We start from the raw sequence: 24,938 nt of genomic DNA, 5'->3' as shown, positions 1-24,938 counted from the left end.
GGGACGGAACAGGACGGAAGCATGTCGGGAGAGATCTCGCCCACCGGACAGGACTCCGGCCCGGGCACGCCTGGCTCACCGGGGTCGCCCGGCTCGCAGCCCGAACTGCGCGCCTCGCACGCCGACCGGGACCGGGTGGTGGACGTGCTGCGGATCGCCGCGGGGGAGGGCCTGCTGACCGCGGACGAGCTGGACCAGCGCGTGGAGGCCGCCCTGTCGGCCCGTACCCGCAGCGAACTGGCCGTGCTCACCACCGATCTGCCGCCCGTGCCGGGCGGTGCCGGCGCGGCCGGGACCGAGGTGAAGGACCTCGTCAGGATCGAGCAGATCCACAGCGGCGCGATCGAGCGCGTGGGGCGCTGGGTGGTGCCGCGCAGGCTGGAACTCGCGGTGACCTTCTGCGAGGTGACCCTCGACTTCACCGACGCGGTGATCACGCAGGACACCCTGCGGATCGACGTGGCCATGATGGGGAAGACCCTCACGCTGGTCACAGGGCCCGGCATCGTGGTCGACACCGACGGCCTGCAGTTGGTGCACAGCAAGGTCGTGTTCCGCCGGCCGCCCGCGGATCCCGCTGTGCCGGTCAGGCTACGGGTGGAGCTGTACGGGCAGAAGGCCCACGGCCGCGTGGTGGTGCGGCCGCGGCGGCGGACGTTCGGGCAGTGGCTGCTGCGCAGGTAGTGCTTCCGTGAGCCGGGGGATGCGCTCCGGCAAGTGGCGTAACGGCGGCGGTTCCCTCGCCCGGTGCTCCCTAACCTGACGTCCCGGCGCGAGCCTTCGCGCCCGACGGACAGAGAAAGCGAGCCCCCGGTGAAACTCCCGACGCAGTGCATGGCCTGGCTCACCGCGGCGGCCGCGCTCCTGGCGATGGCCGGCACCGCCCCGGCCGGCGCGGACGACGCGTGGCGGAAGGTCGGCGCCGACGCGCGCAGCGGCGTGAGCGGCGCCGCGTACGAGGGCCGTACGGGAGCCGGGGTGGATGTCCTCGTCGTACACGACAACAAGCGCTCCGGGCAGCAGCGTCTGTCCCGGATCACCCACGGCGAGGGCCCCGCGGCCGTCACCCCGCTCACCTGGGACGGAGCGGAACCCTCCGACCTGGAGGCCATCGAGGCCATCCCCGGCGTGCCGGGGGAGTACCTGGCGCTGGCCAGCCGGGGCATCGTCTACCGCCTGAAGGTCACCGGCTCCACGGCGACGGTCGTCGACTACGCCCCGCTGCCGGCCATCGGCGAGGGCGACGACTTCGAGAGCTTCGCGCTCGTCGCGCAGAACGGCAGACTCGCCGCCCTCTGGGCGGACCGCGGCGCGGGCGCGAGCCGCCCCGCCACGGTCTACGCGGCGCCCCTGACCTTCGCCTCCTGGGGCCAGCCGCAGTTCGGCACGGTGACCCGCCGGGACTACCGGGCGACGTACCCGGCCGACGACGGCACCCGCCACATCTCCGACATCTCGGTGACCGACTCCGGCCGCGTCCTGGCGAGTTCGGCGGCGGACGCCGGCGACGACGGCCCGTTCGACTCCGCGGTGAGCAACGCGGGCCGCGTCACGGTCTCGCCGGCCGGCCGCGTACGGCTCACGCTGGCATCCCCGACGGTGCTGGAGACGTACCCGGGCTACAAGATCGAGGCCGTCGAATGCCTCCCCGGCACCACGGACGCCTTCCTGGGCACGGACGACGAGAACCACGGCGGCCACGTACGGACGACCCCGCTCTGCGAAGCCTGACGCCGCGTTCGGCGACGGGGCTGCCGGGGGCTTCCTGGGCGGCGATCGCCTACGGCTTGCGGGCGACGCCGCAGTGGATCGCCGCCTTCTCCGGTGCCCCGACCGCCGTCGGGTCCGGGCGCCACAGCGGGGTCGACACCACGCCGGGATCGACCAGCTCCAGCCCGTCGACGTACGCGGCGATCTGCTCGACGCTGCGGTTGGTGTACTCGTGGCCCGGGTTGCTCTGGTTGGGCCTTCTCCCTGAAGCGGGCGACGGGAATCGGACCCGGTGTAACAGCCTGCCTGCCTGCACGGATCCGGCGCGGTGGGTACCTTCGGCTCATGAACCTCTCTGCGGTTGAGGCTCGTGATCGCTTCATCGGCTCCCCCGTGGCGCGGCTGGCTACAGCCGACGGGGCAGGTGTGCCGCACGTGGTGCCCATCACCTTCGCCGTCGACGGGGATGTGATCGTCTTCGCCGTCGATCACAAGCCGAAGCGCACGACCGAACTGCGCCGCCTGCGCAACATCGCGGAGAACCCTGCCGTGTCGGTCATCGCTGATCGCTATGCCGACGACTGGGCATCCTTGTGGTGGGCCCGCGCCGACGGACGGGCTGAAATCTGGGCAGACCACGACAGCCGCTCGTCAGCCGTCGAGTTGCTGCAACAGAAGTACCGTCAGTACGAGGAAGCACCCCCGCAGGGTGCGGTGGTCGCGATCCACGTCGTGACCTGGACCGGGTGGGCGTTCACTGACTGAGCGGCCAGTTGACGGCAGGCAAGGCCGCGGATCCCTGAATTGGTCTGGACAACACGAAAGGCCCGGGTCGCTGACCTGGGCCTTCTGGCTGGTGCGGGCGACGGGAATGTTGGCGCCAACTCGGCGCGCAGTAATTCGTGCGGCCGCTGCCACAGCAAGGTGAGTGCATCGTGACCCGGTCGTGGCCCTCGGGTGTTCGGAGTACGGCAGGCTGCGCAGGCGTGACCTCCATCCGAGGAGACAGACGCCGGACCCGCCGACTGCTCACGCTAGCCTTGGCCGTTGTCGCTGCCGTCGCCGCGGTGGTGGGTGGGGCTGGTGCCACGTTCGCGGACGGGCGTGCGCCGCGTGACCTTACCCCGCCGTATTACTACGCGTCCCTGCATCCTGAGACCGCGTGGGCGGGCGCGAATGTGCTGCCGCTGGAGTTCGATTATTCGGGACCGGACGCGCTGGCCGAACTGGCCGTTGACGTCAGCGGGATCGAGGGCGTCGCGGACATTACCGGGGGAGCCGACGGCTGTCGGCCGGCCAAGCCGGAGTTCAGATGCACGATACGTCTGTCCGACGACTGGACCCGGCAGGAGCTGATCGTCGAGCCGGCCGCCGGGGCGCGGGCCGGCGACTCCGGAGTGCTGCGCTACTCCCTCAAGGCGGACGGGCTGCCCGCCGTCCAGGGCGGCGTCACGGTGGTCGCCGGGCGGCCGGAGCTGCGCGTCAACTCCGGCGGCAGTGTCGGCATGAAGGCCGTAGGCGAGTCCTTCGACACGCCGGTCCTCATCCGCAACGAGGGCGATGTGCCGGCCCTCGGCCTGGAAATCGTCCTCGACGCGGACGGCACCATGGACCTGGACAGGCGGCACTCCAACTGCCGCTACGCGGCCGGCGGCAGCGCCATGCGTTGCAGGTTTGCCGATGTCGAGATCGCACCGGGAGAGACGTTCCGGGTAACCCCCCACCCGCGTCTGAAGCCGCGCCGCAGTGCGCTCGACGCTCGGCTCTCGTATGGCGCATGGGCCTTCCACACCGGGTACCGGCGCGGTCTGCCGCCGGGCGGGTCCACGCGTGGCACGGCTGCTCCGCTCGTCCTTGCCAAGGACCCCGGCGACGGCGCCGGGGTCGAGTTCGCCACAACCTTCGATCCAGCAGACCTGGCCGTGCCGGTGCGCAACGGTGCCGACGCCGAAGCCATCGGCAGCTCCGTGCGTGGCGCCGTCGGCACCGAGCACCGGATCAGCATCGGCTTCCGCAACAACGGCCCGGCCGAACCGGACACCGCGGAAACCCGCGCCGTATTCACCGTGCCACCCGGCGCCGAGGTGGTGAAAGCGCCGTACGACCCAGAGCGTGAGGAAGAAATGCTCCCCCAGCACTGCACGAAGGAGGACGACGGGCAGACGTACGTGTGCACCAGCCACGGCGCGGTCGGCGAGCAGGTCTTCTTCGACTTCACGCTGCGCATCGTGAACAAGGACAACCGCCCGGGGAGCGTGGCCGCATCCACGATCCTCTTGAACCCCAAGGGCGGCGCGCGAGTCCGCGACCCCGAGCCCGCCAACGACCAGGCCCCCGTCCGGATGGACGTCCCCGGGGCACCCTCCGCGTCCGGCTCCGGCCCGGCCCCGGCCGCATGGGGCACGGGCGCCGCGGTCACGTCGGCGGCTGCCGCGGCGCTGGTGGTGATGCTGCGCCGGCGACGGAACGGGGCCTGAACCCGAGGGGCACCGGCAACGCCATGGCGGAATCGTTCTTCGGCACCCTGAAGAACGAACGTGTATCCCGAGTAACGTACTTGGCCCGCGAGGCTGCCCGGCGGGACATCACCCGGTACATCGAATTCTGGTATAACCGCGAACGCCTGCACTCAGCCGTCGGCTATCGCCCTCCGCGAGAAGTCCACGCCGAGCATGTGAAGTTGCGAGCCGTCGTGTGAAATAGACAGTCAGAATCCTGTCCGGAGAACGCGAGGCCCCTCACGCGAATGGCACATGGCTCCAAATTGGTCTAGACAACGAAGAATCCCCAGGCCGCTTACCTGAGGATTCGAAATGGAGCGGGCGACGGGAATCGAACCCGCGCTCTGAGCTTGGGAAGCACCGGACTCTCTACGGCATCCGAACCGCTCACCAGCGAGAACGCGACTCTTCTGTGTTCGCTCGGCATGCCTCTGGTGACCGCTGTTGACCGTCAACGACCACCCTGACGGGCACGCATCGGGCACGGCCGGGTCGTTGTTTAGTACGTCCAGACATAGCAATTGCGAAGGCGAGCCCAGGTCGGCGATCCAGCGTAACGCTCGCGTAGACGATGCCGTCCGTGGACGAGACGGGCCGGGCCGTCGTGCGTCACGCCGGCCGGGGTCAGCACGTGCCCGTGGTGGGCGCTCTTGCCGACGTCCAGGCCCAGGAAGACGCCTATCTCGTCGTTGTCGTTCAAGCCGTCCTCCCGGACGCATGTCGAGTGTGCTGGCCTGGGCGTTGGCGTCGTGCGCGCATCCACGTTATGCAGACCTGCCGCCCGCAAGCGGCCGGGCGTTGCACCAGGCCAGGCGGTAGTCGGACCTCTCATCAGCGTCTCCAACGGCGCCTCTCGGGCCCGGTTGCACCACCCCCCAGGTCATCCGTTCGACAGGGGGGACCAGTCATGCCGGGCCCGGAGGCCAGCGGCCCTCTTGCAGGACCGCGAAGAAGATAACGGGGGTTCACCGTCGGCAGAGAATCTGGCCGCGTGGATCTTCGACCTCTGGATCCAGCGATTCCCTGAACTGAAGGCGGTCAGGGTGTCCGAGACACCCAAGACCTGGGCCGAATACCGGCCAGAGCGGTGAAATGAAGAACGAGGTTTCTACGCACAGTCCTGCGTCCCGGGCCGCCGCGGGACGACTCTGACTTGATCGGCGTCGATCCGCAGTGGCTCCCCAGTCGGGTGGACGCACGAGACGCCGCGACGCTGACTGTCAGCGACGCGAACCTGGAGTGGCCGCTGTCTCTCGCCCTTCCCTCGGAGCGCACCCAGGGCGCCGCAACGCGCGCCATGGTCGCCGTGACGCGAGAGCTTCTGTCCTGACTCCAGTCCCCGTCATCAGCCTGAGCCGGCTGCGCAGTATCAGCCGCGGTCGGTGTCCCGGGCCTGCTCATAACCGAGTTCGAGCAGGGCGGCGCGCAGTTTTGCCGCGGCGTCGTCCAGAGCGGACTGATCCTCCTCCGGCTTGGCCTTGGTGAAATCGAAGTCGGACATGTCCCAGACAGGAGCGACATGGATGTGCAGGTGCGGCACCTCGAAGCCCGCGACGACGAGGCCGGCCCGCGGAGCGTCCCAGGCCCGCTGCACCCCTTGCCCTACGGCCTGGGCAACCTCCATGCACCGCACCAGAAGGGCACCGTCGGCATCCGTCCACCGGTCGATCTCGCGCCGGGGGACGACGAGGGTGTGCCCGGGCCGCAAGGGCGCGACGGTGAGGAACGCGGTGACCTCGGGATCCTGCCAGACGAAGCGTCCGGGCAGGTCGCCGGCGATGATGCGGGAAAACAGAGTGGGCACGACTGAAGTTCCTTTGACGTACGGGGTGGCTTCGGCAGTCCGGTGCGCGCCGGTTGGGGGTTGTGGTGCGAGTAGACCAGTCGTATAGTACCTGGAGAGCGCAGCACACGTCGAACTCTTCGAAGGGGAAGGCATCATGGGGCGTATCAAGGTTGGTATGGAGAACCGTGTCGGTATCGAGGTGCACTACGAGGACAAGGGTGCCGGGCAGCCGGTGGTGCTGATCCACGGGTATCCGTTGGACGGCAACTCGTGGGAGGGGCAGGTTCCGGCGCTGCTGGAGGCGGGCTACCGGGTCGTCACCTACGACCGGCGGGGTTTCGGGAAGTCCAGTCAGCCTTCGACCGGCTACGACTACGACACCTTCGCGGCCGACTTGAACACGGTCATGGAGACCCTCGACCTGCGTGACGCGGTCCTGGTGGGCTTCTCGATGGGCACGGGGGAAGTGGCCCGGTACCTGTCGACTTACGGTTCGGGTCGGGTGGCGAAGGCAGTGTTCCTGGCGTCGTTGGAGCCGTATCTGGCGATCACCGAGGACAATCCGGACGGGGTGGCGCCGCCGTCGTTCTTCGAGGGGGTGTCGGCGGCGGTGAAGAAGGATCGGTACGCGTTCTTCACCGGTTTCTACGCCGACTTCTTCAACCTGGACGAGAACTTGGGCACCCGGGTGAGCGAGGAGGCGGTGCGCAACGCTTGGAACGTGGCCGCGGGTGCGGGTCCGTTCGCGTCGGCGGCTGCTCCGCTGAGTTGGCCTACCGACTTCCGGGCGGATATCCCGAAGATCGATGTGCCGGCGCTGATCGTGCACGGCACAGGTGATCGCACCCTGCCCGTCGACGCTACCGGGCGTCGTTTCGCGAAGGCGTTGCCCGCTGCTCGGTATGTGGAGATCGAGGGGGCGCCGCACGGGCTGCTGACCACCCACACCGCTGAGGTCAACGAGATCCTTCTGGACTTCCTCGACCGATGACCTACCGGGGCAGCACCGGGGCGGCGGCGGTGTGGTGCGGCGGTTGTCGCACGCAACCGGGGAGACGACTGGTCTAATGGGTGGTAAGGTGTGAACATGTCAGCAGTTCGAGGCGATACCCGCCGCAGCATCCTCGACGCCGCCCAACAGATCATGTCCCGCAAAGGCTTCTCCGCGGTCGGCATCAACGAAGTCCTCACCGCCGCCGGGGTCCCGAAGGGCTCGTTCTACCACTTCTTCGGCTCCAAAGACGCCTTCGGTGAAGCGATGATGCGCGCCTACTTCGCCGACTACCTCGCCGACATGGACCGGATCCTGGCCGCACCCGGCCAGACCACGGCCGAGCGGCTGATGGCCTACTGGCAGAACTGGCACGACAACCAAAGCCTCGACGCATGCCAAGGCAAATGCCTGGCCGTCAAACTCGGCGCAGAAGTCTCCGACCTCTCCGAAACCATGCGACTCGCCCTCAAAGAAGGCACCACCGCCATCATCAACCGCCTCGAACGAGCCATCACCACCGGCCTCGACGACGGAACCATCAACATCGACGGCACCCCCCGCGACACCGCAGAGGTTCTGTACGACATGTGGCTCGGAGCAAGCGTCAGAGCCAAAATCCACCGGGACACCAGCCCACTCGACACCACGATGACAACCACCCGCCGACTCCTCCACCCATAACACCCGGCAGACCACCGACCCCGCGGGCCCACCGGCGCAAGCCCGGGGCCCGCGGGCACACGGCCGGCACCAGCGGCACCAACCGGGGCACCGCCACCCGAGACGACAACCCCGTACGCGCCAGCTCCGGCCGGCACCCGATCAAGGAGAGCCAGATCAATGAAGGTCTTCATCGTGGGCATCGCCGGCGGCGTCGGGAGCCGCCTGGCCCGTCTGCTGACCGCCGCAGGTGACCGGGTCGACGGGCTCTACCGCCGTCCGGAACAGGGCGAACGCCTCGCCGCCGAGGGTGTCCACGCCACCCACGGCGACCTGACCCGCCTCGACGCACCCGCCCTCGCCGAGCTGCTGCACGGCACCGACGTCCTGGTCTTCGCCGCCGGAGCCGGCGGCGAAGGCGGCACCGCCGCCACCACCGCCATTGACGGAACCGGCCTGACCACCGCCATCGAGGCGGCCCGCCGCGCCGGCATCAACCGCCTGCTGCTCGTCTCCGTCTTCCCCGAAGCCTGGCGCGACCGCGAGAGGTCCGACACCTTCGAGCACTACATCGACGTCAAGAAGAGGGCGGACGCCGAACTGGCCGACACCGACCTCGACTGGACCATCCTGCGCCCCGCCGCACTCACCGACGACGCGGGCACCGGCCGGATCAACCTCTCGCCCGCCCTGGTCCACACCGACATCACCCGTGACGATGTCGCGGCGACACTCGCCGAACTCGTTCACACCCCGCAGATCCACCACCGGATCCTCGAACTCACCCAAGGTCCCGAACCTATCGCCGACGCGGTCCGCCGGCAGGCCCGCAACTGACCGGCCGGGCCCTTGTGGTCAGGAGTTCCGCAGTGCGTACTCGGTGGGTGTGAGTCCGTAGCGCCGCTTGAAAGCGCGGCTGAAGTGGCTGCCGTCGGCGAACTGCCAGTGCGCGGCGATCTCCGAGACGGTCAGCCGAGACGCCGACAGCGCCCGCCTGGCCGACTCCAGACGCCTCTCCCGGATGTACGCGGCCACCGATTCCCCGCCGACCGCGAACGCGCGCTGAAGCGTGCGTACGGAAACGTTCAGTTCCCGGGCCAGCATCGTCGGCGAGAGATCGGCGTCGGCGAGCCGCTGCTCCGCGAGGTCCTTGGCCGCCTGGGCGAGGGCCGGGGCGAGGCGCGTGTTCACATCGTCGAATCCGCCGTGTGCCACCGCGATGACCAACTCGACCAGAGTGTCCCGCGCGGCCCGGACCCCGGCCGGGCTCAGATCGGGCCGTACCTCCTCCACCATGGTGGCGTGCGCCATCAGGAGGCGTACCTCGGCGGTGTCGGCGTGGCCGGCGACCTGACGTCCGGCGAGTGCCGGGGCGAAAGGGGCGGCGGGCAGTACGATGCACCGCGCTCTCGTGCGCGGGGGGAGCGAGAAGTGAGGTATCCCCCCGGCATGCCGCAGCAGGAACTCTCCCGCCGCCACGGTGTGTTCCACGCTGCTTCGCCTGCTGCCCAGTGCCCAGGCTCCGCTACGCACCAGCCACAGGCGGACGTGATCGGTATCCGGAATCGGCCCCTCTGCCGTTTGTGCAGGCGACACCCCGTCCACGGTGGTGACGGCCACGTCGTGCACCTTGGCGGCGCGGAAGCGCAGCCGGAAGTCGGCCACGGTCGCCGCGCTGAACGTGGGGAGAGGGAACTCGTCTCCGATGTGGGCGGACCAGTTCTGCGCGTAGTCGTCCAGACCGGTGGCGGCCACACGGCGTGAGTCGAGTGAGAAGGATGCGGGCTTGTCGTCCATGGTCTACGAGTCTGCCTCCCGGATGTGTCGCTGATCTTCCAGCCTGTTGTCGCGTGGGTGCATGCCGAGGCTTGCGTGATCTTCCTAGTGTGCGAAGCAGGCAGAGATCAGGAGGACTTGGTGAACGAGCAGTCCCACCACCAGCGCGACGAACACGGCCACCACGGCCGCGTGGCCGTGATCACCGGTGCCGGCGGCGGCCTCGGTGTCCCCATCGCGCACCGCTTCGCCGCCGACGGATACACCACGGTACTGGTGGGGCGTACGGAATCGACCTTGCGCAGGGCCGTCGAGAGCGGCCCGGACGGGGGCGACATGCACCCGTGGGTCGGCGACATCTCCGACCTGGCCGCGATCACCGCCCTCATGGACGGGGTGGCCAAGCGCTTCGGGCATCTTGACGTCCTCGTCAACAACGCGGGGCTTGCGTTGCCGGGCACCGTGGAGAGCACGACCGAGGACGACTACCGCGCCATGATGAGCGTGAACGTCGACGGTCTGTTCTTCGCTTCCCGCGCCGCCCTGCCCCACCTGCGCGCGGTCGGCGGGTCCATCGTCAACATCGGCTCCGTCGGCGGCGTACGCGGAGACTGGAAGCAGGCCGTCTACAACACGGCCAAGGGAGCGGTGGTCAACCTGACCAACGCGATGGCCCTCGACCACGGCCGGGAGATCCGGGTCAATGCCGTCCACCCCGGAGTGACGGCCAGCACCGAGGCGATCCGGGCGGCGCTCGCCGAAGGCACGCCGCTGCGCGAGCGGTTCGACGACCGCGTACCGATGGCCCGGCCCGGCGACCCCACCGAGGTGGCCGCCGTAGTGGCGTTCCTCGCCGGCTTCGGCGCCTCGTACGTCAACGGCGCGCACATCCCCGTGGATGGTGGCCTGACCGCGTCGAACGGTCAGACCGATCTCTACCGCTGACGCGGCGTGACCACGGCTTCGCCTGCAAGGGGCGGGGCCGCTGCGACCGAACCTCCCACGGCTCCGAGGCGTCGCCGAGTGCACCGCCACGGCCGATGGCCGATGGACCTCCGGCGCAGCGCCGTCACCCCGTGCGGCGGTACCCATCCAGGAAAGAACGACATGGCACTCTTCGAACATCCCCTCACCCCTGCCGGGGCCGCTGAACCGGCAGCAGATGATCACCGGATACTGGGTGACCCAAGTCGTGCGCACCGCGGCGGAACTGCGCATCGCCGACCATCTGCGCCCGGCTGGAGCCACCGCCGCGGAGGTGGCGGATGCCGAGTCACTCGATCCCCAGGCGACGTTCCGGTTCCTGCGTGCGTGCGCCCCCCTCGGGCTGGCCTCCTGCCAGGACGGAGAGCGGTTCACCGCCACACCGCTGCTGCGGACACTGCGCGCCGGCCGGCCCGGCTCACTACGCGACCTGGCACTGTACGGCGGTACGGCCTCCCACTGGGCGCCCTGGGGAAACCTGTCCCAGGCGATACGCACGGGCTCGCCGCAGACCGTGGCCACTCTCGGCGCCCCCCTTTTCGACTGGCTCGCCGCGCACCCGGAGGATGCCGCGGTCTTCACCGCCTCCATGAACGCAATGACTCGGGGGCTGGCCCGTCAACTGGCCGACGTCATCGACCTGAAGGACGCCGGGACCGCCGTGGACGTCGGAGGCGCCAGCGGCAACTTCGTCCACACCCTCATGCTGCGCCACCCGGAGCTGACCGGTGTGGTGCTCGACCTGCCCCACGCCGGCGCCGACGCCATGGCCTCCGCCGAACGACTGGGCGTGGCCGACCGGTTCACCTTCGTCGGCGGCGACTTCTTCGAGAAGGTCCCGGCCGGCGACGTACACCTCCTGAAGTTCGTCCTCCACGACTGGGACGACGACTCCGCCGTACGCATCCTGGAGAACTGCCGCGACGCGCTCACGCCCGGCGGACGGGTACTGATCGCGGAACTCGTCGTCGACCGGCTGGGAGAGCGGGGGCTCCCGCCCCTGATGGACCTGAACATGATGGCTCTGTCGACCGGACGGGAACGGAGCGTCGACGAGTTCCGGTGCCTCTGCCAGCGGGCGGGCCTGCATCTCTCCAGGGTGTCCGCCTCCGCCTCTCTGGTGTCTGTGCTGGAGGCCGTACCTGCCTCATCCGGCGCGGATGCGTGGGGTGCGTGACCGGCGTCGGGCCGCCGCGGGAGACCGGCCTTTGCAACGCCCGTAGAACACCATGAAGAAAGGGGCCGACTACATGGCCGATACGAGTGAGACGAACCTGCCGGACAACTGGGACCGATGGGGGCCGGACGACGAACTCGGCACCCTCAACCTCATCACCGACGAGGTACGCGCCAGGGCCGCCGCGGAGGCGCGGACCGGCCAGTGGGTGTCCCTGGCGCAGCCGATCACGCCGAACGCGATGTTCTTCAGCCCGTTCTCGCCCGACACGGTCGAGGCGTCGCCGGTGCAGCAGATGGTGTCCCACACCGGTGGACCGGTGGCAGCCGATCTGTCGGTGGTCTACCACCACCACTGGAAGTCGACGCACCTCGACGCCCTCGCACACTGGTCGACCGACGGCCAGGTCTATCCAGGCCGCCCGAGGGAGCAGGTCGTCACCCCCGTCGGCATCACGCACGCGTCGACGACTGCCTTCGCCGCCGGGATAGTGACACGCGGGGTCCTGCTCGATCTGGCCGTCGAAGGCCCCCTTCCCCCGGCCTACGCGGTGACGTCACACGACTTCGAACAGGCCGAGAAGCGGCAGGGAGTCACGGTGGGCTCCGGTGACGCACTGGTGGTCCGACTCGGCTGGACGGGACGCGGGCCCCACGACGTACCGAGCCCGGGAATCAGCATGGACGCGGTTCGCTGGATGCACCGTCGAGGGGTCGCCCTCGTCGCCCCGGACAGGGGCGACGCGCATCCGCCCCTGAACCCGGACGAACCCTCCCCGCTGCACGGGGTGGCGCTCGGCCGGATGGCGATGCCCCTGATCGACGTGCCCCAAGTCGACGACCTCGCGAAGTTGTGCACGCAACTCCAGCGCTACAGCTTCCTGCTCACCGTCGCTCCGCCCCGCATCCACGGCCTGACCGGCGTACCGGTCAACCCCATCGCGATGTTCTGACCGCGCAGTTCAGCACCTGCCGCGATCTTCCTGTGAGGCCCGGACAACGGACAATCCCCAGGTCGCCGACCCGGGGATCTCCACTTGTCGTCGTAGAACGCCGCGTCCAGATGCGTGACCGGGGCGTCGAGGATCCTGCCCAGCTCGCGGGCCACGTCGCCGCCGGGGCCTGGGCGGCCGGAGCGGGTGAGGTCGTCGACCCAGGCGGTGATGCCGGGGTGGTCGGCGATGGCGCGGCGGTAGCGGGGCGGGATGCGCTGCTCGGCCAGTTCCAGTGCCGCGATCGGCTCCGGGCTGCTCTGCTCGGGTACGGCGTCGGCGGGGATGCCGCGGGCGGAGAGGATGCTGGTGAGACGTACGGCGATCCGGTCGCCGACCACGGTGGCCACGGGCTGCGGCTCGCGTTCGCTTCTACGACCTGCGGCACACCGGCAACACCCTCGCGGCCGACACCGGGGCCAAGCTCAAGGACCTCATGGTCCGCGCTGGCCAGTCCACAGAGCGGGCCCAGCTCGTCTATCAGCACTCCAAGCGCAAGCACCAGCAGCGCATCGCCCACGCGATGCACCGTGACGTGCTGCGGCAACGCGGCGGGGCAGCCGTGCGGGGCCGGGGCGAGCAGACGCGAGCGACTGTTCATCCACTCTTCGCCGATCGTGAGGCGGCTGGGGCGCAGCAGGAGGCCGCGGAGGAGAAGCAAGCCTGACCTCTTACCGGTGGCCCGGGGCGACTTGTGTCGGCCCGGGCTTTGCCATTGCATCGACATGATGGACTTTCCGCGAGTGTGACGCAGGCCACATGAAGACGTCTCGTGATGTGAGACGAGAGGCGGTTATATCTACGGCGATGGCCTTGCGGCATTCAAATCCATGCGTTATTCGGGCACTTATGGTACGCGAATGTCATGCGGCTCTCAATTGGTCCAGACAAGGCGAAAGGCCCGGGTCGCTGACCTGGGCCTTCTGTCTGGAGCGGGCGACGGGAATCGAACCCGCGCTCTGAGCTTGGGAAGCACCGATCTCTTAACGGTATCCGAGGAGGTTGACCAGTAAGAACGCGACTTTCTCGCCCGCACTCGGCATGCCTCTGGTGACCGCTGTTGCCCGTCGATGACCACCTTGACGGGCACGCATCGGGCACGGGGCTGCCGTGCCTCACCGGCAAGGGCCTGCACCTCGACACCGAGGTCGTCGATAACGCCATGAGGGTCTCCGCTTCGAGGGCTTGGTGGCGGATTCGCGCCGGGCTGCGGCGACCGGGCGTGCGTGCGGACGGGCTATGCCTGCTGGTGTGAGGCGATGGGTGTTACTTCTCAGCCTTGTTGGGTTTCCCGCCGAGGGACTCCTGGTAGTCGTCGGCGTAGGTGCGGGAATCCTTGACCAGGTCGTCGCAGAACGCGGCGACGTCGGTGCCGACGACTTCCAGGACCCCCTTGCCCGCGGCGACGCCCTCCTCGAAGAAGTCGACGATCCCCGGGAGCAGGGGACCGTCGGGCAGGTCGACCGGTCCGACCTTGAACAGGTACCGCTGCATCTCCTTGTAGACGATCTGGTAGTCGGGCGGGAGCGCCTTGACCCGGGCCATGTGCGCCCGCCACTGCTTCTTGCCCTCGATGATGTCCTGAATGCTCACGTCAGCCCTCCAGCCGGCTCAATTTCCTCGCGACGTTCCTGTTCAACTGCTCGCGCCAACGGTCGCGGTAGGTCCGGGCCCCTTCCCCACCGGCCAGCGCCGTGCAGAAGCCCGGGATGTCGTCGCCGAGCACTTCCTGGACGCTCTGCCCGTCGGCCGCTGTTTCTTCGAGCAGCCCCAGGGCGGTGTCGAGGATCGGCATCAGGTTGCGGCCGGTGAAGTCCCCGTAGGGGAAGAGGTGGTTCTTGATCTCTTCCCACGCCGCCTGGTGTTCGTCAGGCAGGGCCTCGGCCCGGGCTTCGAACGCTTTCCATTCCCTGGTGAGATCGCTGCCTGTGATGGTCTCCCAGAATTTCATCTCACGCCCTCCTTGAGCTTGTCGATGCGTGTGGAGACGTACTGCCACTTTGCCCAGAACTTCGCGAGTTCCTCGCGGCCGGCGTCGTTGAGGGCGTAGAACTTGCGGGGCGGACCGACCTCGGACGGCCGCTTCGTCACCTGGACGAGTCCGTTCCGCTCCAGCCGCAGCAGGATGGTGTACACCGTCCCCTCGACGACATCGGCGAAGCCGAGCTCGTTCAGGTGGCGGGTGATGGCGTAGCCGTAGGTCTCCTCACGGCCGATGAGCTGCAGCACGCACCCTTCGAGCGTGCCCTTCAGCATCTCCGTCAGGTCGTCCATCGCGAGCCCACCACCCTTTCTTCGGTACTGTGTGCTACCGAGTACCACTATACAGTACCACCGAATAGTGGGAAGGTCGGCGAGGTGCGCCGTCGACGGCTACTCCTTGGGACGCCCCCCTCGCCGCCATCGGGGTGCCGGGTCGGGCACGCGGGTTAAGGTGCGCGGGAGTCCTGCGGTGGCGCCGACGGGGCAGCGGACCATGCTGGATTCCGTTCGTGGCAGGAGAGGGAGTGGCGGCGAGGTGCTGAAGCGCCTGGGTGCGTTCGGGCGCACGGTGCTGGCCGCGCATCCGGCCCGTCTGGTCGCGGTGGCGTTCGGAGCCGTGATCATGCTCGGCGCGGTGCTGCTGTCGCTGCCCGTGGCCGCCGAGGACCGTACCGGCAGCGGCCTGCTCACGTCGCTGTTCACCGCCACCTCCGCGGTGTGCGTCACGGGGCTGGCGGTGGTCGACACCAGCACGCACTGGAGCGGCTTCGGCGAGGGGGTGATCCTCGCGCTGATCCAAGTCGGCGGTTTCGGGATCATGACGCTGGCGTCGCTGCTGGCGCTGCTGGTCTCCGGTCGGCTGCGGCTGCGGCTGCAGCTCACTGCGCAGGCGGAGACGAAGTCGCTGGGCATGGGGGACGTACGCCGGGTGCTGCTCGGCGTCGCCGGCACCACCCTGATCGTGGAACTGTCCGTTGGTGCGCTGCTGGCGCTGCGGCTGCGGTTCGGCTACGACCGCGGTATCGGCGAGTCCGTCTACTCGGGCTTCTTCCACGCCGTCTCCGCCTTCAACAACGCCGGCTTCGGCCTGCATGCCGACAGCCTCAGCGGTTACTCCGACGACCCCTGGATCCTCCTCCCCGTAGCCGCCGCCGTGATCCTCGGTGGCCTGGGCTTTCCGGTCCTGCTGGAAGTGCTGCGCCACCGTGAGCGCCGTCGGCGCACCGGGCGGCGCAACTGGTCGCTGCACACGAAGCTCACCCTGCTCACCTCGGCGGTGCTCCTGGCCGCCGGCACCGTGCTGACGTTCGCCCTCGAATGGTCCAACCGGGGCACCCTCGGTCCGTACGGTGCGGGGGAGAAGCTGCTGCAGGGCTTCTTCCACTCCGCCATGTCGCGCACCGCCGGCTTCAACGCCATCGATACCGGTGCGCTGCAGTCCTCCACGCTGCTGGTGACTTGCGTGCTGATGTTCATCGGCGGTGGCAGCGCGGGTACCGCGGGCGGCATCAAGGTGACCACCTTCGCCGTGCTCGGCGTTGCCATCCTCGCCGAGGTACGCGGTGAGCCTGCCGCGGAGGCGATGGGACGCCGGCTCGCGCCCAGCGTGCTGCGGCAGGCACTGACCGTGGCCCTGCTGGGCATCGGTCTGGTCATAGCGGCGTCCATCACCCTGCTGACGATGATGGACGCCGCCTTCGAGCGGGTGCTGTTCGAGGTGGTCTCGGCCTTCGGCACGGTCGGGCTGTCCACCGGGATCACCGCGGAGGTTCCCGGGGCCGGGCAGGTGGTCCTCATCCTGCTCATGTTTATCGGCCGGATCGGGCCGATCACTCTCGTCTCGGCGCTGGCTCTGCGCGAGCGCACCCGCCGCTACCACCTTCCCGAAGAACGCCCGATTATTGGATGACGGACGGTCATGAGTACCTATCTGCACCATCTGCGCCGGCGACGCGGCAGGCGTCTCGCCGCCCAGTACGCCCTCCCCTCCGACGACCGCATCGCGGTGATCGGCCTGGGCCGGTTCGGCGGCTCTCTGGCCAACGAGCTGATGCGCCGCGACTGGGACGTCCTGGGCGTCGACACCGACTCGCGACGCATCCAGCGTTTCAGCGACCAGCTCACGCATGCGGTGGTCGCCGACTGCACCGATCCACAGACGGTGCAGCAACTCGGCATTCACGAGTTCACGCACGTGGTCGTCGGCATCGGGACCGGGATCGAGGCGTCCATCCTGGTCACCTCCAACCTTCTGGAGTTCGAGGTCCCTAACATCTGGGCCAAGGCCATCAGCCGGCAGCACGCGCAGATCCTCGAACGCATCGGCGCTCACCACGTGGTGCTGCCGGAGCACGAGATGGGAGAGCGCGTCGCCCACCTGGTGACCGGCCGCCTGCTGGACTTCATCCAGTTTGACGACGACTTCGCGCTGGCCAAGACGGTGGCCCCGCAGGCGTCCACCGGACTCCCGCTGGGCGAGACCCGGGTGCGCAGCGAGTACGGCGTCACGGTCGTCGGTATCAAGCGGCCGGGCCAGGACTTCACGTACGCCACGGCTGAGACGGTTGTGGAGAAGGACGACGTCATCATCATCACCGGACCTACCCAGAAGGTGGAGAGATTCGCGGCGATGAGCTGAGCCGCCCTCAGAGGTCGAGGAACCACCGGGTGACCAGGGCGACCATGAATGCCCAGGCCCCGAGTGAGAAGATCCAGACCGACTCCAGGGCGAAGCCCGTGACGAGCAGAGCCGCCGTGGCAATCCACAGGCCGGGCAGAACACGACGGGCAGCCTTGCCCTGCTGACCATCACCCGTCACACGAGTACCTTGATCAAGGTCGGCACCAGGTAGCCGAAGGCGGGGTCACTCATGGCGATGCACCTTCGCGGCACGAGAGGGCTGGCGAATAGAACGGATACCGGTAGACAACCTCGTAGGAGTTGCACCTACGAGGGCCCTTAGCGGGTCCCTGATGCATCCCCGGGCACCTTTGACACGTCCCTGACCCGCGGTGGCCGGCCAGCACCGCGTTCGGCGTGATCACGATCCGGCGGTGTCGTTCTCCTGGGTATGGGTGCGGCGGTGGCGCAGCCAGCGGCCGTGGGCGGCTTCGGCATGGGTGACGACGTAGACGTCGATGTCGTCGCCCGAACCCTCGATGAGGACTTCACCGAAGCCGCGGCTGATCAGTCGTTTGAGGCGGCTGCGTCGTGTGGCGCCGACGACGATCTGGGTGGCGTTGACCTTGCGGGCGAATGAGAGGATGGCCTGGGCGGGGTCGTCGCCGGTGACGGTGTGGAAGCTGCCGCCGAGTTCTGCCACCAGTTCTCGCTGACGGGCGAGTAGTTGCGGGGAGGCGCTGGTGAGCCCGTCGCTCGGCTGGACGTGGACGGCCAGGAACTCGCCGCCTGCACTGCGTGCGGAGATGCGTTTGGCCCGGCGGATGAGGGTGTCGCCTTCGGGGCCGCCGGAGAGGGCGACCAGGAGGCGTTCTCGGGTGTGCCAGGGCTTGTGGATGTCGTGGTCCTGGCGGTAGCGCATCAGTGCTTCTTCGACGCGGTCGGCTGCCCAGAGCAGGGCGATCTCACGGAGGGCGGTGAGGTTGCCGGCGCGGAAGTAGTGAGCGAGAGCGGCTTCGACCTTCTCGGGCGGGTAGATGTTGCCGTGGCTCATGCGGCGGCGCAGTGCCTCGGCGGACATGTCGACGAACTCGATCTGGTCGGCGCGGCGGACGACGTCGTCGGGAACCGTCTCCTGCTGGCGAATGCCGGTGATCTGCTCGACGATGTCGTTGAGCGATTCGAGGTGCTGGATGTTGACGGTCGAGATGACGTCGATGCCCGCGTCAAGGAGGTCTTCGATGTCCTGCCACCGCTTCTCGTGACGGGAGCCGGGGACGTTGGTGTGAGCGAGTTCGTCGACGAGAGCGACCTCGGGGTGCCGGGTCAGGACGGCGTCGGGGTCCATTTCCGTGAACGTGGCGCCGCGGTAGGTCATGGTCCTGCGGGGTACGGTCTCGAGCCCTTCGGCCATCTTCCGGGTCAGGGCCCGTCCATAGTCCTCGACGAACCCGATGACCACGTCCGTGCCCCGGTCGGCCCGGCGGCGGCCTTCGGCGAGCATGTCGTACGTCTTGCCCACACCCGGAGCGGCCCCGAGGTAGACGCGCAGGCTTCCGTGCGGCATGGTCGTCTTCATCCCTTCCGGGCGAGTCGTTCCAGCGCGAGGTTGAGTTCCAGGACGTTGACGCGTGGTTCGCCGAGGAAGCCGAGGACTCGTCCATCGATGTGGCCGTCGACCAGGTCATGGACTTGCCGGTCGGTCAGGCCCCGGGCGGTGGCCACCCGCGTTGCCTGCTGGCGGGCGTACGCCGGGGAGATGTGCGGGTCGAGGCCGCTGCCGGACGCGGTAAGGGCATCGGCTGGTACGCGCGAGGGGGTTGTCCCGTTCCAGGTGGCGGCTGCCGCCCGGCGTTGCCGGACCTGGGTGAGGAGTTTCCCGTTCGTCGGCCCGAGGTTGGAGGCCCCGGAGGCCAGTGTGTCGTAGCCGCCTCCTGAGCCGGCCGCCGAAGGCCGGGAATGGAACCATCGCCGGCCGGTGAAGTCCTGCCCGAGCAGCGAGGAGCCGACCGTACGGCCGTGGGCGGTGACCTTCGAGCCGTTGGCCTGCCCGGGGAAGGCGAGATGCGCGATGGCCCAGACGGCCAGCGGGTAGAGCGCGCCGACGACCACGGACAGGGCCAGTAGTACGCGCAGTCCTGCCGCGGCCTGTCGGAGGAAGCTGGTGATCACTCGTGTACCCCCTTCACAGGCCCGGGAGCTGTGAGACGACGAGGTCGATGAGCTTGATGCCGATGAACGGCGTGATGATGCCGCCGAGTCCGTACAGGCCGAGGTTGCGTCGCAGCATGGCCCCGGCGCTCGTCGGCTTGTAGCGGACCCCGCGCAGCGCGAGCGGAATCAGCGCGACGATGATCAGTGCGTTGAAGACGACGGCGGAGAGGATCGCGGATTCGGGGGTGGCCAGCCGCATGACGTTGATGTCGTCGAGCTGCGGGAAGGCGGCGGCGAACATCGCGGGGATGATCGCGAAGTACTTCGCGACGTCGTTGGCGATGGAGAAGGTGGTGAGCGCGCCTCGTGTGATGAGGAGTTGTTTGCCGATCTCCACGATCTCGATGAGCTTCGTGGGGTTGGAGTCCAGGTCGACCATGTTCCCGGCCTCCTTGGCGGCCGTGGTGCCGGCGTTCATGGCGACGCCCACGTCGGCCTGGGCCAGCGCCGGGGCGTCGTTCGTGCCGTCACCGGTCATCGCGACGAGCCGGCCGCCGGTCTGTTCGGACTTGATGAGGGCCAGCTTGTCCTCGGGCGTGGCCTCGGCGAGGAAGTCGTCGACGCCGGCCTCGCGGGCGATGGCCTTGGCGGTGGCCGGGTTGTCCCCGGTGATCATCACCGTGCGGATGCCGAGCGCGCGCAGTTCCTCGAACCGGTCGTGCAGCCCCGCCTTGACGATGTCCTTGAGGTGGATGATGCCCAGCACCCGCGCCGGTTCGTGCACCAGATGTTCGGCGACGACGAGCGGGGTGCCGCCTTCGGCGCTGATCCCGTCCACGACGGCGCCGACATCGGCCGGGGGGTGGCCGCCGTTCTCGCGCACCCACCTCAGCACCGCGGCGGCGGCGCCCTTGCGTACCCGGCGGTCGTCCAGGTCCACGCCGGACATCCGGGTATGGGCGGAGAACGGCACGAAGCGGGCGTCCTGGATGGCGCCTTCCTCACGGGCCCGCAGGCCGTAGCGCTCCTTGGCCAGCACCACGATGGACCGGCCCTCGGGTGTCTCGTCGGCGAGGCTGGCCAACTGGGCGGTGTCGGCCAGGGCCGTGCGGGAGATGTCGCCGACGGGTACGAAGGCGGCGGCCTCCCGGTTGCCGAGGGTGATGGTGCCGGTCTTGTCGAGCAGCAGGGTGTTCACGTCCCCGGCGGCTTCGATGGCGCGGCCGGACATGGCCACCACGTTGCGCTGGATGAGCCGGTCCATGCCGGCGATCCCGATCGCGGACAGCAGCGCGCCGATGGTCGTGGGGATCAGGCACACGAGCAGGGCGACGAGGACGACGATCGGCTGCTGGCGCCCGGAGTAGGCCGCCAGCGGCTGGAGCGTGGTCACGGCCAGCAGGAAGACGATCGTCAGTGAGGCCAGGAGGATGTTGAGGGCGATCTCGTTGGGCGTCTTCTGCCGGACGGCGCCCTCCACCAGGGCGATCATCCGGTCGATGAAGCTCTCGCCGGGTTTGACGGCGATGCGGATGACGATCCGGTCGGAGAGCACTTTGGTGCCTCCGGTGGCCGCGGAACGGTCGCCGCCGGACTCGCGGATGACGGGCGCCGACTCCCCGGTGATGGCCGACTCGTCGACGCTGGCGATGCCTTCGGTCACCTCGCCGTCGCCGGGCACGATCTGGCCGGCCTCGACGACGACCAGGTCGCCCACGCGCAACTGCGTCCCCGGCACCTCTTCCTCGGTGCCGTCTGCGCCGAGTCGTCGTGCGACCGTCTCCTGCTTGGCCTTGCGCAGCGTGGCCGCCTGCGCGCGCCCGCGGCCCTCGGCGACGGCCTCGGCGAGGTTGGCGAAGACCACCGTCGCCCACAGCCATACCGCGGTGGCCACGGAGAAGACACTGGCGTGCCGGATGGCGAAGACCGTGGCGAGGATGGAGCCTACCCACACCACGAACATCACCGGGGCCCGCACCATGTGGCGTACGTCCAGCTTCCGGAACGCGTCCGGCAGGGAGATCAGCAGTTGCCGCGGGTTGAAGAGCCCGGCCGAGACCCGGCGCACCTCCTCCGGCGGGGGCGTTGCCGGGGTCATGCCAGCCCTTCCGCGAGCGGGCCCAGCGCGAGCGCTGGGAAGAAGGACAGGCCGGCCACGATGGTCACGACGCCGATCAGCAGGACGACGAAGAGCGGGCGGTGGGTCGGCAGGGTGCCCTCGTCGACGGGGACCGGGCGCTGCCGCGCCAGGGAGCCGGCGAGCGCGAGCGTGAAGACGATCGGCAGGAAACGGCCGACGAGCATCGCCAGCCCGAGCGCCGCGTTGTAGAAGTCGGTGCCGGAGCCCAGTCCGGCGAATGCGCTGCCGTTGTTGTTCCCGGCTGAGGTGAAGGCGTACAGCACCTCGGACAGGCCGTGTGGGCCGGGGTTGAGGATGGACTTGCGTGGCTCGGGGAAGCCGAGGGCCAGGCCGGTGCCCAGGAGCACTGCGAGCGGCATCGCCAGGACGTACAGCGCGACGTACGTGATCTCGTGCCCGCGGATCTTCTTGCCCAGGTACTCGGGTGTGCGGCCCACCATGAGTCCGGCCAGGAACACCGCGAGTACGGCCATGATCAGTATCCCGTACAGACCCGATCCGACTCCGCCCGGCGACACCTCGCCCAGCAGCATGTTCAGCAGCAGCACGCCGCCGCCCAGGGCGGTGTAGCTGTCGTGGGACGAGTCCACCGCCCCGGTGGAGGTCATGGTCGTCGCGTTGGCATACAGCGCCGAATTCCACACACCGAAGCGCTGTTCCTTGCCTTCGAGGGAGGCTCCCACGGCCTGCGGCACAGTGCCCGGATGCGCGGCCTCGACGGCGGTCACCGCCGCCAGGCCGCCCGCCCACAGGACCGCCATCGCGGCCAGGATCGCCCACCCCTGGCAGGTGCTGCCGGCCATCCGCCCGAAGGTACGGGGCAGGGCGCTCGGGATGAGCAGCAGGAGGAAGATCTCGAAGAGGTTGGTGAAGGGGTTCGGGTTCTCGAAGGGGTGTGCCGCATTGGCGTTGAAGAACCCGCCCCCGTTCGTGCCCAGCTCCTTGATCGACTCCTGTGAGGCGACCGGGCCCCCGACGAGTGCCTGTGTCCCTCCGCCCGGCGTACGCACGTCCTGAGGGCCGGAGAAGTTCTGCACCACACCGCCCGCGACCAGCACGATCGCCGCCACGAAGGCCAACGGCAGCAGGATGCGCACCGTGCCGCGCACCAAGTCGACCCAGAAGTTGCCGAGCTGGTCGGTACGGGAGCGGGTCAGCCCGCGTACGAGCGCCACCGCCACCGCCAGGCCGACCGCCGCCGACAGGAAGTTCTGCACCGCCAGCCCGGCCATCGGCACGAGGTACCCCAGCGTGGACTCTCCGGCGTACCACTGCCAGTTCGTGTTCGTTACGAACGACACGGCGGTGTTGAACGCCCCGGCGGGCGGGACCGCACCGAAATCCAGCGACAGCGGGAGCACGCCCTGGATGCGCAGGAAGGCGTACAGGAAGAGCACCGAGACCGCGGAGAACCCCAGCAGCGACAGCGTGTATGCGGTCCACCGCTGTTCGCTGTCCGGGGCCACCCGCACGACCCGGTACAGCAACCGCTCGACGGCCAGGTGCCGCCGGCTGGTGTACACCCGCGCCATGTACTCGCCCATCGGCACATGCGCCACCGCCAGCGCCACCACCAGCACACCGATCGCCGTCAGCCCGGCGGCGGCGTCGCTCATCAGAACCGGTCCGGGAACAGCAGGGCAAGAAAGAGGTAGACCAGCAGTCCGGCCGAAACGATCAGACCGACCGTGTTCTCCGCGTTCACCGGCGCTCGGCCCCCTTCACCACCAGGACCAGCAGGCTGAAGAACGCGACGGTCACGGCAACGAAGACCACATCGGCCATCGACGATCTCCTGGGGGCGGTGCCGGCACTTGTCGTCCGGCACACGCCGACGACCGTGTCCAGCCGTACCACGCGCGGGCCGCGCCCCGTCGCAGACGCCGTCGCCGCACCGGCACGATCACCGGCAAGGCGTACCGGGAACCGCGCACGGTGCCTGCGGATCGGTCACCGCTCGGAGTGCGTACCGAGGGCAACCCGGCGTGGGACACCGGCGAGCGGCCAGGATGCGCCAGGAGTACGCGCGGTGGCGTCAAGGACGCGTCAAGGGTGGATCCCCAGGGGCGCCGGTTTCCTAATGTCGGTCTATGAGTGCGTGATAACGCACCGCCGCAGAGCGGCCGCAGGTCCCGAGTCGTGGTGATCGATTTCGTCGCTGCCGGTGCCATCCGCAGCGCGCCGCGGACCGGCTGGTTCCGCGCAGACGGCCCGGGGCCTGGCGCGCTCGTGGAGCATGCCTGGGCCAGCAGGCGGGGGCGCTGGTGGGCCGATCGCGTACTGCGCCCTCGGGTAGTGGCGGTGCGCTGCGGGGAGTACGCGATGCTGCGCGGTGACCCCGGAGGGGTGACGCCGACGGGGCTAGCGCCGGCGGTACGGAGGTCAGTGGTGGCCGCCCCCGTACACGCCGCGGCAGAAGGCCGCCATCTGCTCGTCCGTCAGCCCCCTGGTCAGGTCGGCCTCGCTGATCATGCCGACGAGCCGATGGTTCTCGATGACCGGGAGGCGGCGCACCTGGTGCTGCTCCATCGTGCGCAGCACCTCGTCGACCGGGGTGCCGGCGTCCACGTACACCGGTCGGCCCGCGGCCAGCTCGCCGGTCATGCAGGTGCTCAGGTCGCGGCCCTTGGCGACGCACTCCACGACGATGTCGCGGTCGGTGATCATGCCGGCGAGCTTGCCGTCCTGGCCGCACACCGGCAGGCAGCCGATGTCCATGGAGCGCATCTTCGCGGCGGCGGTGGCGACGGACTCGGTCGAGTCGATGCACTCGCAGCCTTCGTGCATGAGGTCGCGGGCAGTACGCGCGGTGGTGGGAGCGGCCATCACGGGTCTCCTGTCGAGAGAGGTACGGAGGGGTGTACGGGAGGGGTTCCGTCACGGCTATAGTCCGGGCCCTCGGCCCGCCGGGCGAGATGCGCGCCGCCGAACGGGCGAACAGTACGGAAACGAGCCCGTATCGCCTCTGGTGGGCCTGTTGAGCACGCTGGAATCCATGGCCACTGCGGTTGAACCCTTCATCCCGGACACGTTCGCTGCCCTGCGTGACGCCGTCGCCGAGTGGTTCCCGCCGGGGCGGCCGGCCGGGCAGTACGAACTCGTCGGTGCGCTGCGGGCGGCCACCGCCGGCGTAGAGGGCGAGCTGTGGGGGCACGCCGCGGCGGCGGACGCGGCGGCGTGGGTCAACGCGGACAGCCACACACCGCCCGGCCGCTGTGAGCGGCCGTGCGGGACTCCCACCGCCGCGCGGTCGACGCCAGGGCTGGCTCTGTCGACGTCGAGCGGCAGCCTTTCTTGACGGGTTCCGGAGGCACCACGGCTGACTGCCCCGGCCACAGCGGACGGCACTGGGAGGCGGCGCCCCTGAGCCGGCCGACCGCCGCCGCCGTCGACGCGGACGAAAAGCGCCGGCTACAGGGGCAGGAGCGTGGTCGGAACCGCACCACCGCCGACGAACGGCGG

Annotated in this window: 29 protein-coding genes, 1 tRNA gene and 2 pseudogenes; 15 read left to right on the top strand and 17 right to left on the bottom strand. The window is 69.2% G+C overall.

Going from position 1 to position 24,938, the window contains the following annotated elements:
• Positions 1–21: 21 nt before the first annotated feature.
• Both CXR04_RS16890 and CXR04_RS16885 read left to right on the top strand, forming a co-directional pair.
• On the top strand, positions 22–684 hold the full coding sequence (locus CXR04_RS16890; RefSeq protein ID WP_101423242.1) for a DUF1707 SHOCT-like domain-containing protein: 663 nt from the start codon (positions 22–24) through the stop codon (positions 682–684).
• Positions 685–834: 150 nt separating this feature from the next.
• A complete protein-coding gene (locus tag CXR04_RS16885; protein WP_234380275.1) occupies positions 835–1,731 on the top strand; it encodes a hypothetical protein in 897 nt (298 codons plus the stop codon).
• Positions 1,732–1,780: 49 nt separating this feature from the next.
• Here CXR04_RS16885 and CXR04_RS36450 read toward each other — a convergent pair whose 3' ends face one another.
• Positions 1,781–2,026, bottom strand: coding sequence for an SAM-dependent methyltransferase (locus CXR04_RS36450; RefSeq protein ID WP_101423240.1), 246 nt, complete (start codon positions 2,024–2,026; stop codon positions 1,781–1,783).
• A 29-nt stretch (positions 2,027–2,055) separates the two neighbouring features.
• Here CXR04_RS36450 and CXR04_RS16875 point away from each other — a divergent pair, with 29 nt between their 5' ends.
• From CXR04_RS16875 to CXR04_RS16865, 3 genes and pseudogenes are all read left to right on the top strand, one after another.
• On the top strand, positions 2,056–2,475 hold the full coding sequence (locus tag CXR04_RS16875; protein ID WP_101423239.1) for a TIGR03668 family PPOX class F420-dependent oxidoreductase: 420 nt from the start codon (positions 2,056–2,058) through the stop codon (positions 2,473–2,475).
• A gap of 221 nt (positions 2,476–2,696) precedes the next feature.
• Positions 2,697–4,187 (top strand): hypothetical protein, encoded by a 1,491-nt coding sequence (locus CXR04_RS16870; RefSeq protein WP_101423238.1) that lies wholly within the window; start codon positions 2,697–2,699, stop codon positions 4,185–4,187.
• 17 nt (positions 4,188–4,204) lie between these two features.
• Positions 4,205–4,408 (top strand): annotated as a pseudogene (locus CXR04_RS16865) (integrase core domain-containing protein); the annotation flags it as partial.
• 302 nt (positions 4,409–4,710) lie between these two features.
• On the opposite strand, the gene CXR04_RS35260 reads toward CXR04_RS16865, so the two are convergent.
• Entirely contained in the window at positions 4,711–4,911 is a 201-nt protein-coding gene (locus CXR04_RS35260; protein ID WP_199850697.1) for a hypothetical protein, read from the bottom strand.
• A gap of 235 nt (positions 4,912–5,146) precedes the next feature.
• Here CXR04_RS35260 and CXR04_RS35940 point away from each other — a divergent pair.
• Positions 5,147–5,302 (top strand): annotated as a pseudogene (locus CXR04_RS35940) (6-carboxytetrahydropterin synthase); the annotation flags it as partial.
• Between the two features lie 278 nt (positions 5,303–5,580).
• On the opposite strand, the gene CXR04_RS16850 reads toward CXR04_RS35940, so the two are convergent.
• Positions 5,581–6,015, bottom strand: a complete 435-nt coding sequence (locus CXR04_RS16850; protein ID WP_101423236.1) for an HIT family protein — start codon at positions 6,013–6,015, stop codon at positions 5,581–5,583.
• A gap of 136 nt (positions 6,016–6,151) precedes the next feature.
• Between CXR04_RS16850 and CXR04_RS16845 the strand changes: the two genes are divergently transcribed.
• The 3 genes from CXR04_RS16845 to CXR04_RS16835 all read left to right on the top strand — a co-directional run bounded on the left by CXR04_RS16845 (position 6,152) and on the right by CXR04_RS16835 (position 8,488).
• Positions 6,152–6,988 (top strand): alpha/beta fold hydrolase, encoded by an 837-nt coding sequence (locus tag CXR04_RS16845; RefSeq protein WP_101423235.1) that lies wholly within the window; start codon positions 6,152–6,154, stop codon positions 6,986–6,988.
• A gap of 96 nt (positions 6,989–7,084) precedes the next feature.
• Positions 7,085–7,672, top strand: a complete 588-nt coding sequence (locus CXR04_RS16840; RefSeq protein ID WP_101423234.1) for a TetR/AcrR family transcriptional regulator — start codon at positions 7,085–7,087, stop codon at positions 7,670–7,672.
• A gap of 159 nt (positions 7,673–7,831) precedes the next feature.
• The gene (locus CXR04_RS16835) at positions 7,832–8,488 is read left to right on the top strand and encodes an NAD(P)H-binding protein (RefSeq protein WP_101423233.1); all 657 of its coding nucleotides are present in this window, start codon (positions 7,832–7,834) and stop codon (positions 8,486–8,488) included.
• A gap of 18 nt (positions 8,489–8,506) precedes the next feature.
• On the opposite strand, the gene CXR04_RS35935 is transcribed toward CXR04_RS16835, so the two are convergent.
• On the bottom strand, positions 8,507–9,448 hold the full coding sequence (locus tag CXR04_RS35935) for a helix-turn-helix transcriptional regulator (protein ID WP_234380273.1): 942 nt from the start codon (positions 9,446–9,448) through the stop codon (positions 8,507–8,509).
• Positions 9,449–9,568: 120 nt separating this feature from the next.
• Between CXR04_RS35935 and CXR04_RS16825 the strand changes: the two genes are divergently transcribed.
• The 3 genes from CXR04_RS16825 (at position 9,569) to CXR04_RS16815 (ending at position 12,540) form a co-directional block, all read left to right on the top strand.
• The gene (locus CXR04_RS16825) at positions 9,569–10,372 is read left to right on the top strand and encodes an SDR family NAD(P)-dependent oxidoreductase (RefSeq protein WP_101423232.1); all 804 of its coding nucleotides are present in this window, start codon (positions 9,569–9,571) and stop codon (positions 10,370–10,372) included.
• A 235-nt stretch (positions 10,373–10,607) separates the two neighbouring features.
• Complete coding sequence (locus CXR04_RS16820) at positions 10,608–11,588, top strand: acetylserotonin O-methyltransferase (RefSeq protein WP_234380271.1); 981 nt, start codon at positions 10,608–10,610, stop codon at positions 11,586–11,588.
• Between the two features lie 73 nt (positions 11,589–11,661).
• Positions 11,662–12,540 carry a cyclase family protein gene (locus CXR04_RS16815; RefSeq protein WP_101426417.1) on the top strand — a complete coding sequence of 293 codons (879 nt, stop codon included), beginning with the start codon at positions 11,662–11,664 and terminating at the stop codon, positions 12,538–12,540.
• Here the strand turns inward: CXR04_RS16815 and CXR04_RS35930 are convergent.
• The 5 genes from CXR04_RS35930 to CXR04_RS16790 all read right to left on the bottom strand — a co-directional run bounded on the left by CXR04_RS35930 (position 12,459) and on the right by CXR04_RS16790 (position 14,853).
• Positions 12,459–12,929 carry a hypothetical protein gene (locus tag CXR04_RS35930; protein WP_234380270.1) on the bottom strand — a complete coding sequence of 157 codons (471 nt, stop codon included), beginning with the start codon at positions 12,927–12,929 and terminating at the stop codon, positions 12,459–12,461. The genes CXR04_RS16815 and CXR04_RS35930 overlap by 82 nt on opposite strands.
• 578 nt (positions 12,930–13,507) lie before the next feature.
• Positions 13,508–13,613, bottom strand: a tRNA-Gly gene (locus tag CXR04_RS34870).
• A gap of 232 nt (positions 13,614–13,845) precedes the next feature.
• Entirely contained in the window at positions 13,846–14,172 is a 327-nt protein-coding gene (locus tag CXR04_RS16800; RefSeq protein WP_101423231.1) for a DUF1048 domain-containing protein, read from the bottom strand.
• Position 14,173: 1 nt separating this feature from the next.
• A complete protein-coding gene (locus CXR04_RS16795) occupies positions 14,174–14,530 on the bottom strand; it encodes a DUF1048 domain-containing protein (RefSeq protein ID WP_101423229.1) in 357 nt (118 codons plus the stop codon).
• A complete protein-coding gene (locus CXR04_RS16790) occupies positions 14,527–14,853 on the bottom strand; it encodes a PadR family transcriptional regulator (RefSeq protein WP_101423227.1) in 327 nt (108 codons plus the stop codon). Before CXR04_RS16790 ends, CXR04_RS16795 begins: the two co-directional genes overlap by 4 nt.
• 244 nt (positions 14,854–15,097) lie before the next feature.
• On the opposite strand from CXR04_RS16790, the gene CXR04_RS16785 reads away from it, so the two are divergent.
• Entirely contained in the window at positions 15,098–16,471 is a 1,374-nt protein-coding gene (locus CXR04_RS16785) for a TrkH family potassium uptake protein (protein WP_234380269.1), read from the top strand.
• A 9-nt stretch (positions 16,472–16,480) separates the two neighbouring features.
• A complete protein-coding gene (locus CXR04_RS16780; RefSeq protein ID WP_199850474.1) occupies positions 16,481–17,200 on the top strand; it encodes a potassium channel family protein in 720 nt (239 codons plus the stop codon).
• 7 nt (positions 17,201–17,207) lie between these two features.
• Here the strand turns inward: CXR04_RS16780 and CXR04_RS34865 are convergent, their stop codons facing one another.
• The 8 genes from CXR04_RS34865 to CXR04_RS16750 all read right to left on the bottom strand — a co-directional run bounded on the left by CXR04_RS34865 (position 17,208) and on the right by CXR04_RS16750 (position 24,302).
• On the bottom strand, positions 17,208–17,381 hold the full coding sequence (locus CXR04_RS34865; RefSeq protein WP_159072339.1) for a hypothetical protein: 174 nt from the start codon (positions 17,379–17,381) through the stop codon (positions 17,208–17,210).
• Positions 17,382–17,603: 222 nt separating this feature from the next.
• Positions 17,604–18,749: a universal stress protein gene (locus CXR04_RS16775; RefSeq protein ID WP_101426414.1), complete on the bottom strand. Its 1,146-nt coding sequence runs from the start codon at positions 18,747–18,749 to the stop codon at positions 17,604–17,606.
• An 8-nt stretch (positions 18,750–18,757) separates the two neighbouring features.
• Positions 18,758–19,354 carry a potassium-transporting ATPase subunit KdpC gene (gene kdpC, locus CXR04_RS16770; RefSeq protein ID WP_101423225.1) on the bottom strand — a complete coding sequence of 199 codons (597 nt, stop codon included), beginning with the start codon at positions 19,352–19,354 and terminating at the stop codon, positions 18,758–18,760.
• A gap of 13 nt (positions 19,355–19,367) precedes the next feature.
• Entirely contained in the window at positions 19,368–21,434 is a 2,067-nt protein-coding gene (kdpB, locus tag CXR04_RS16765) for a potassium-transporting ATPase subunit KdpB (protein WP_101423223.1), read from the bottom strand.
• The gene (kdpA, locus tag CXR04_RS16760) at positions 21,431–23,092 is read right to left on the bottom strand and encodes a potassium-transporting ATPase subunit KdpA (RefSeq protein ID WP_101423221.1); all 1,662 of its coding nucleotides are present in this window, start codon (positions 23,090–23,092) and stop codon (positions 21,431–21,433) included. The genes kdpB and kdpA overlap by 4 nt, the downstream gene beginning before the upstream one ends.
• Positions 23,092–23,181: a K(+)-transporting ATPase subunit F gene (gene kdpF / locus CXR04_RS16755; RefSeq protein ID WP_101423219.1), complete on the bottom strand. Its 90-nt coding sequence runs from the start codon at positions 23,179–23,181 to the stop codon at positions 23,092–23,094. Before kdpF ends, kdpA begins: the two co-directional genes overlap by 1 nt.
• Positions 23,178–23,306: a hypothetical protein gene (locus CXR04_RS36445; RefSeq protein ID WP_267898192.1), complete on the bottom strand. Its 129-nt coding sequence runs from the start codon at positions 23,304–23,306 to the stop codon at positions 23,178–23,180. The genes kdpF and CXR04_RS36445 overlap by 4 nt, the downstream gene beginning before the upstream one ends.
• 552 nt (positions 23,307–23,858) lie before the next feature.
• Positions 23,859–24,302: a CBS domain-containing protein gene (locus CXR04_RS16750; RefSeq protein WP_101423217.1), complete on the bottom strand. Its 444-nt coding sequence runs from the start codon at positions 24,300–24,302 to the stop codon at positions 23,859–23,861.
• A 169-nt stretch (positions 24,303–24,471) separates the two neighbouring features.
• On the opposite strand from CXR04_RS16750, the gene CXR04_RS16745 reads away from it, so the two are divergent.
• Positions 24,472–24,774, top strand: a complete 303-nt coding sequence (locus CXR04_RS16745) for a hypothetical protein (protein ID WP_159072338.1) — start codon at positions 24,472–24,474, stop codon at positions 24,772–24,774.
• Positions 24,775–24,938: the final 164 nt, after the last annotated feature.

Source organism: Streptomyces sp. CMB-StM0423 (assembly GCF_002847285.1).
Classification (GTDB): domain Bacteria; phylum Actinomycetota; class Actinomycetes; order Streptomycetales; family Streptomycetaceae; genus Streptomyces.
Note: the sequence above shows the minus strand (reverse complement) of the source record. Positions and strands in the feature narration are given on the sequence as shown.

Excerpts from the sequence above, each read along its gene's own strand:
- kdpA (WP_101423221.1), bottom strand. The coding sequence starts at position 23,092 with ATGAGCGACGCCGCCGCCGGGCTGACGGCGATCGGTGTGCTGGTGGTG.
- CXR04_RS16815 (WP_101426417.1), top strand. The coding sequence starts at position 11,662 with ATGGCCGATACGAGTGAGACGAACCTGCCGGACAACTGGGACCGATGG.
- CXR04_RS16845 (WP_101423235.1), top strand. The coding sequence starts at position 6,152 with ATGGGGCGTATCAAGGTTGGTATGGAGAACCGTGTCGGTATCGAGGTG.
- CXR04_RS16840 (WP_101423234.1), top strand. The coding sequence starts at position 7,085 with ATGTCAGCAGTTCGAGGCGATACCCGCCGCAGCATCCTCGACGCCGCC.
- CXR04_RS16780 (WP_199850474.1), top strand. The coding sequence starts at position 16,481 with ATGAGTACCTATCTGCACCATCTGCGCCGGCGACGCGGCAGGCGTCTC.
- CXR04_RS16885 (WP_234380275.1), top strand. The coding sequence starts at position 835 with ATGGCCTGGCTCACCGCGGCGGCCGCGCTCCTGGCGATGGCCGGCACC.
- CXR04_RS16750 (WP_101423217.1), bottom strand. The coding sequence starts at position 24,302 with ATGGCCGCTCCCACCACCGCGCGTACTGCCCGCGACCTCATGCACGAA.
- kdpB (WP_101423223.1), bottom strand. The coding sequence starts at position 21,434 with ATGACCCCGGCAACGCCCCCGCCGGAGGAGGTGCGCCGGGTCTCGGCC.
- CXR04_RS16890 (WP_101423242.1), top strand. The coding sequence starts at position 22 with ATGTCGGGAGAGATCTCGCCCACCGGACAGGACTCCGGCCCGGGCACG.
- CXR04_RS16795 (WP_101423229.1), bottom strand. The coding sequence starts at position 14,530 with ATGAAATTCTGGGAGACCATCACAGGCAGCGATCTCACCAGGGAATGG.
- CXR04_RS16745 (WP_159072338.1), top strand. The coding sequence starts at position 24,472 with ATGGCCACTGCGGTTGAACCCTTCATCCCGGACACGTTCGCTGCCCTG.
- CXR04_RS35935 (WP_234380273.1), bottom strand. The coding sequence starts at position 9,448 with ATGGACGACAAGCCCGCATCCTTCTCACTCGACTCACGCCGTGTGGCC.
- CXR04_RS16875 (WP_101423239.1), top strand. The coding sequence starts at position 2,056 with ATGAACCTCTCTGCGGTTGAGGCTCGTGATCGCTTCATCGGCTCCCCC.
- CXR04_RS16775 (WP_101426414.1), bottom strand. The coding sequence starts at position 18,749 with ATGCCGCACGGAAGCCTGCGCGTCTACCTCGGGGCCGCTCCGGGTGTG.
- CXR04_RS16835 (WP_101423233.1), top strand. The coding sequence starts at position 7,832 with ATGAAGGTCTTCATCGTGGGCATCGCCGGCGGCGTCGGGAGCCGCCTG.
- CXR04_RS16790 (WP_101423227.1), bottom strand. The coding sequence starts at position 14,853 with ATGGACGACCTGACGGAGATGCTGAAGGGCACGCTCGAAGGGTGCGTG.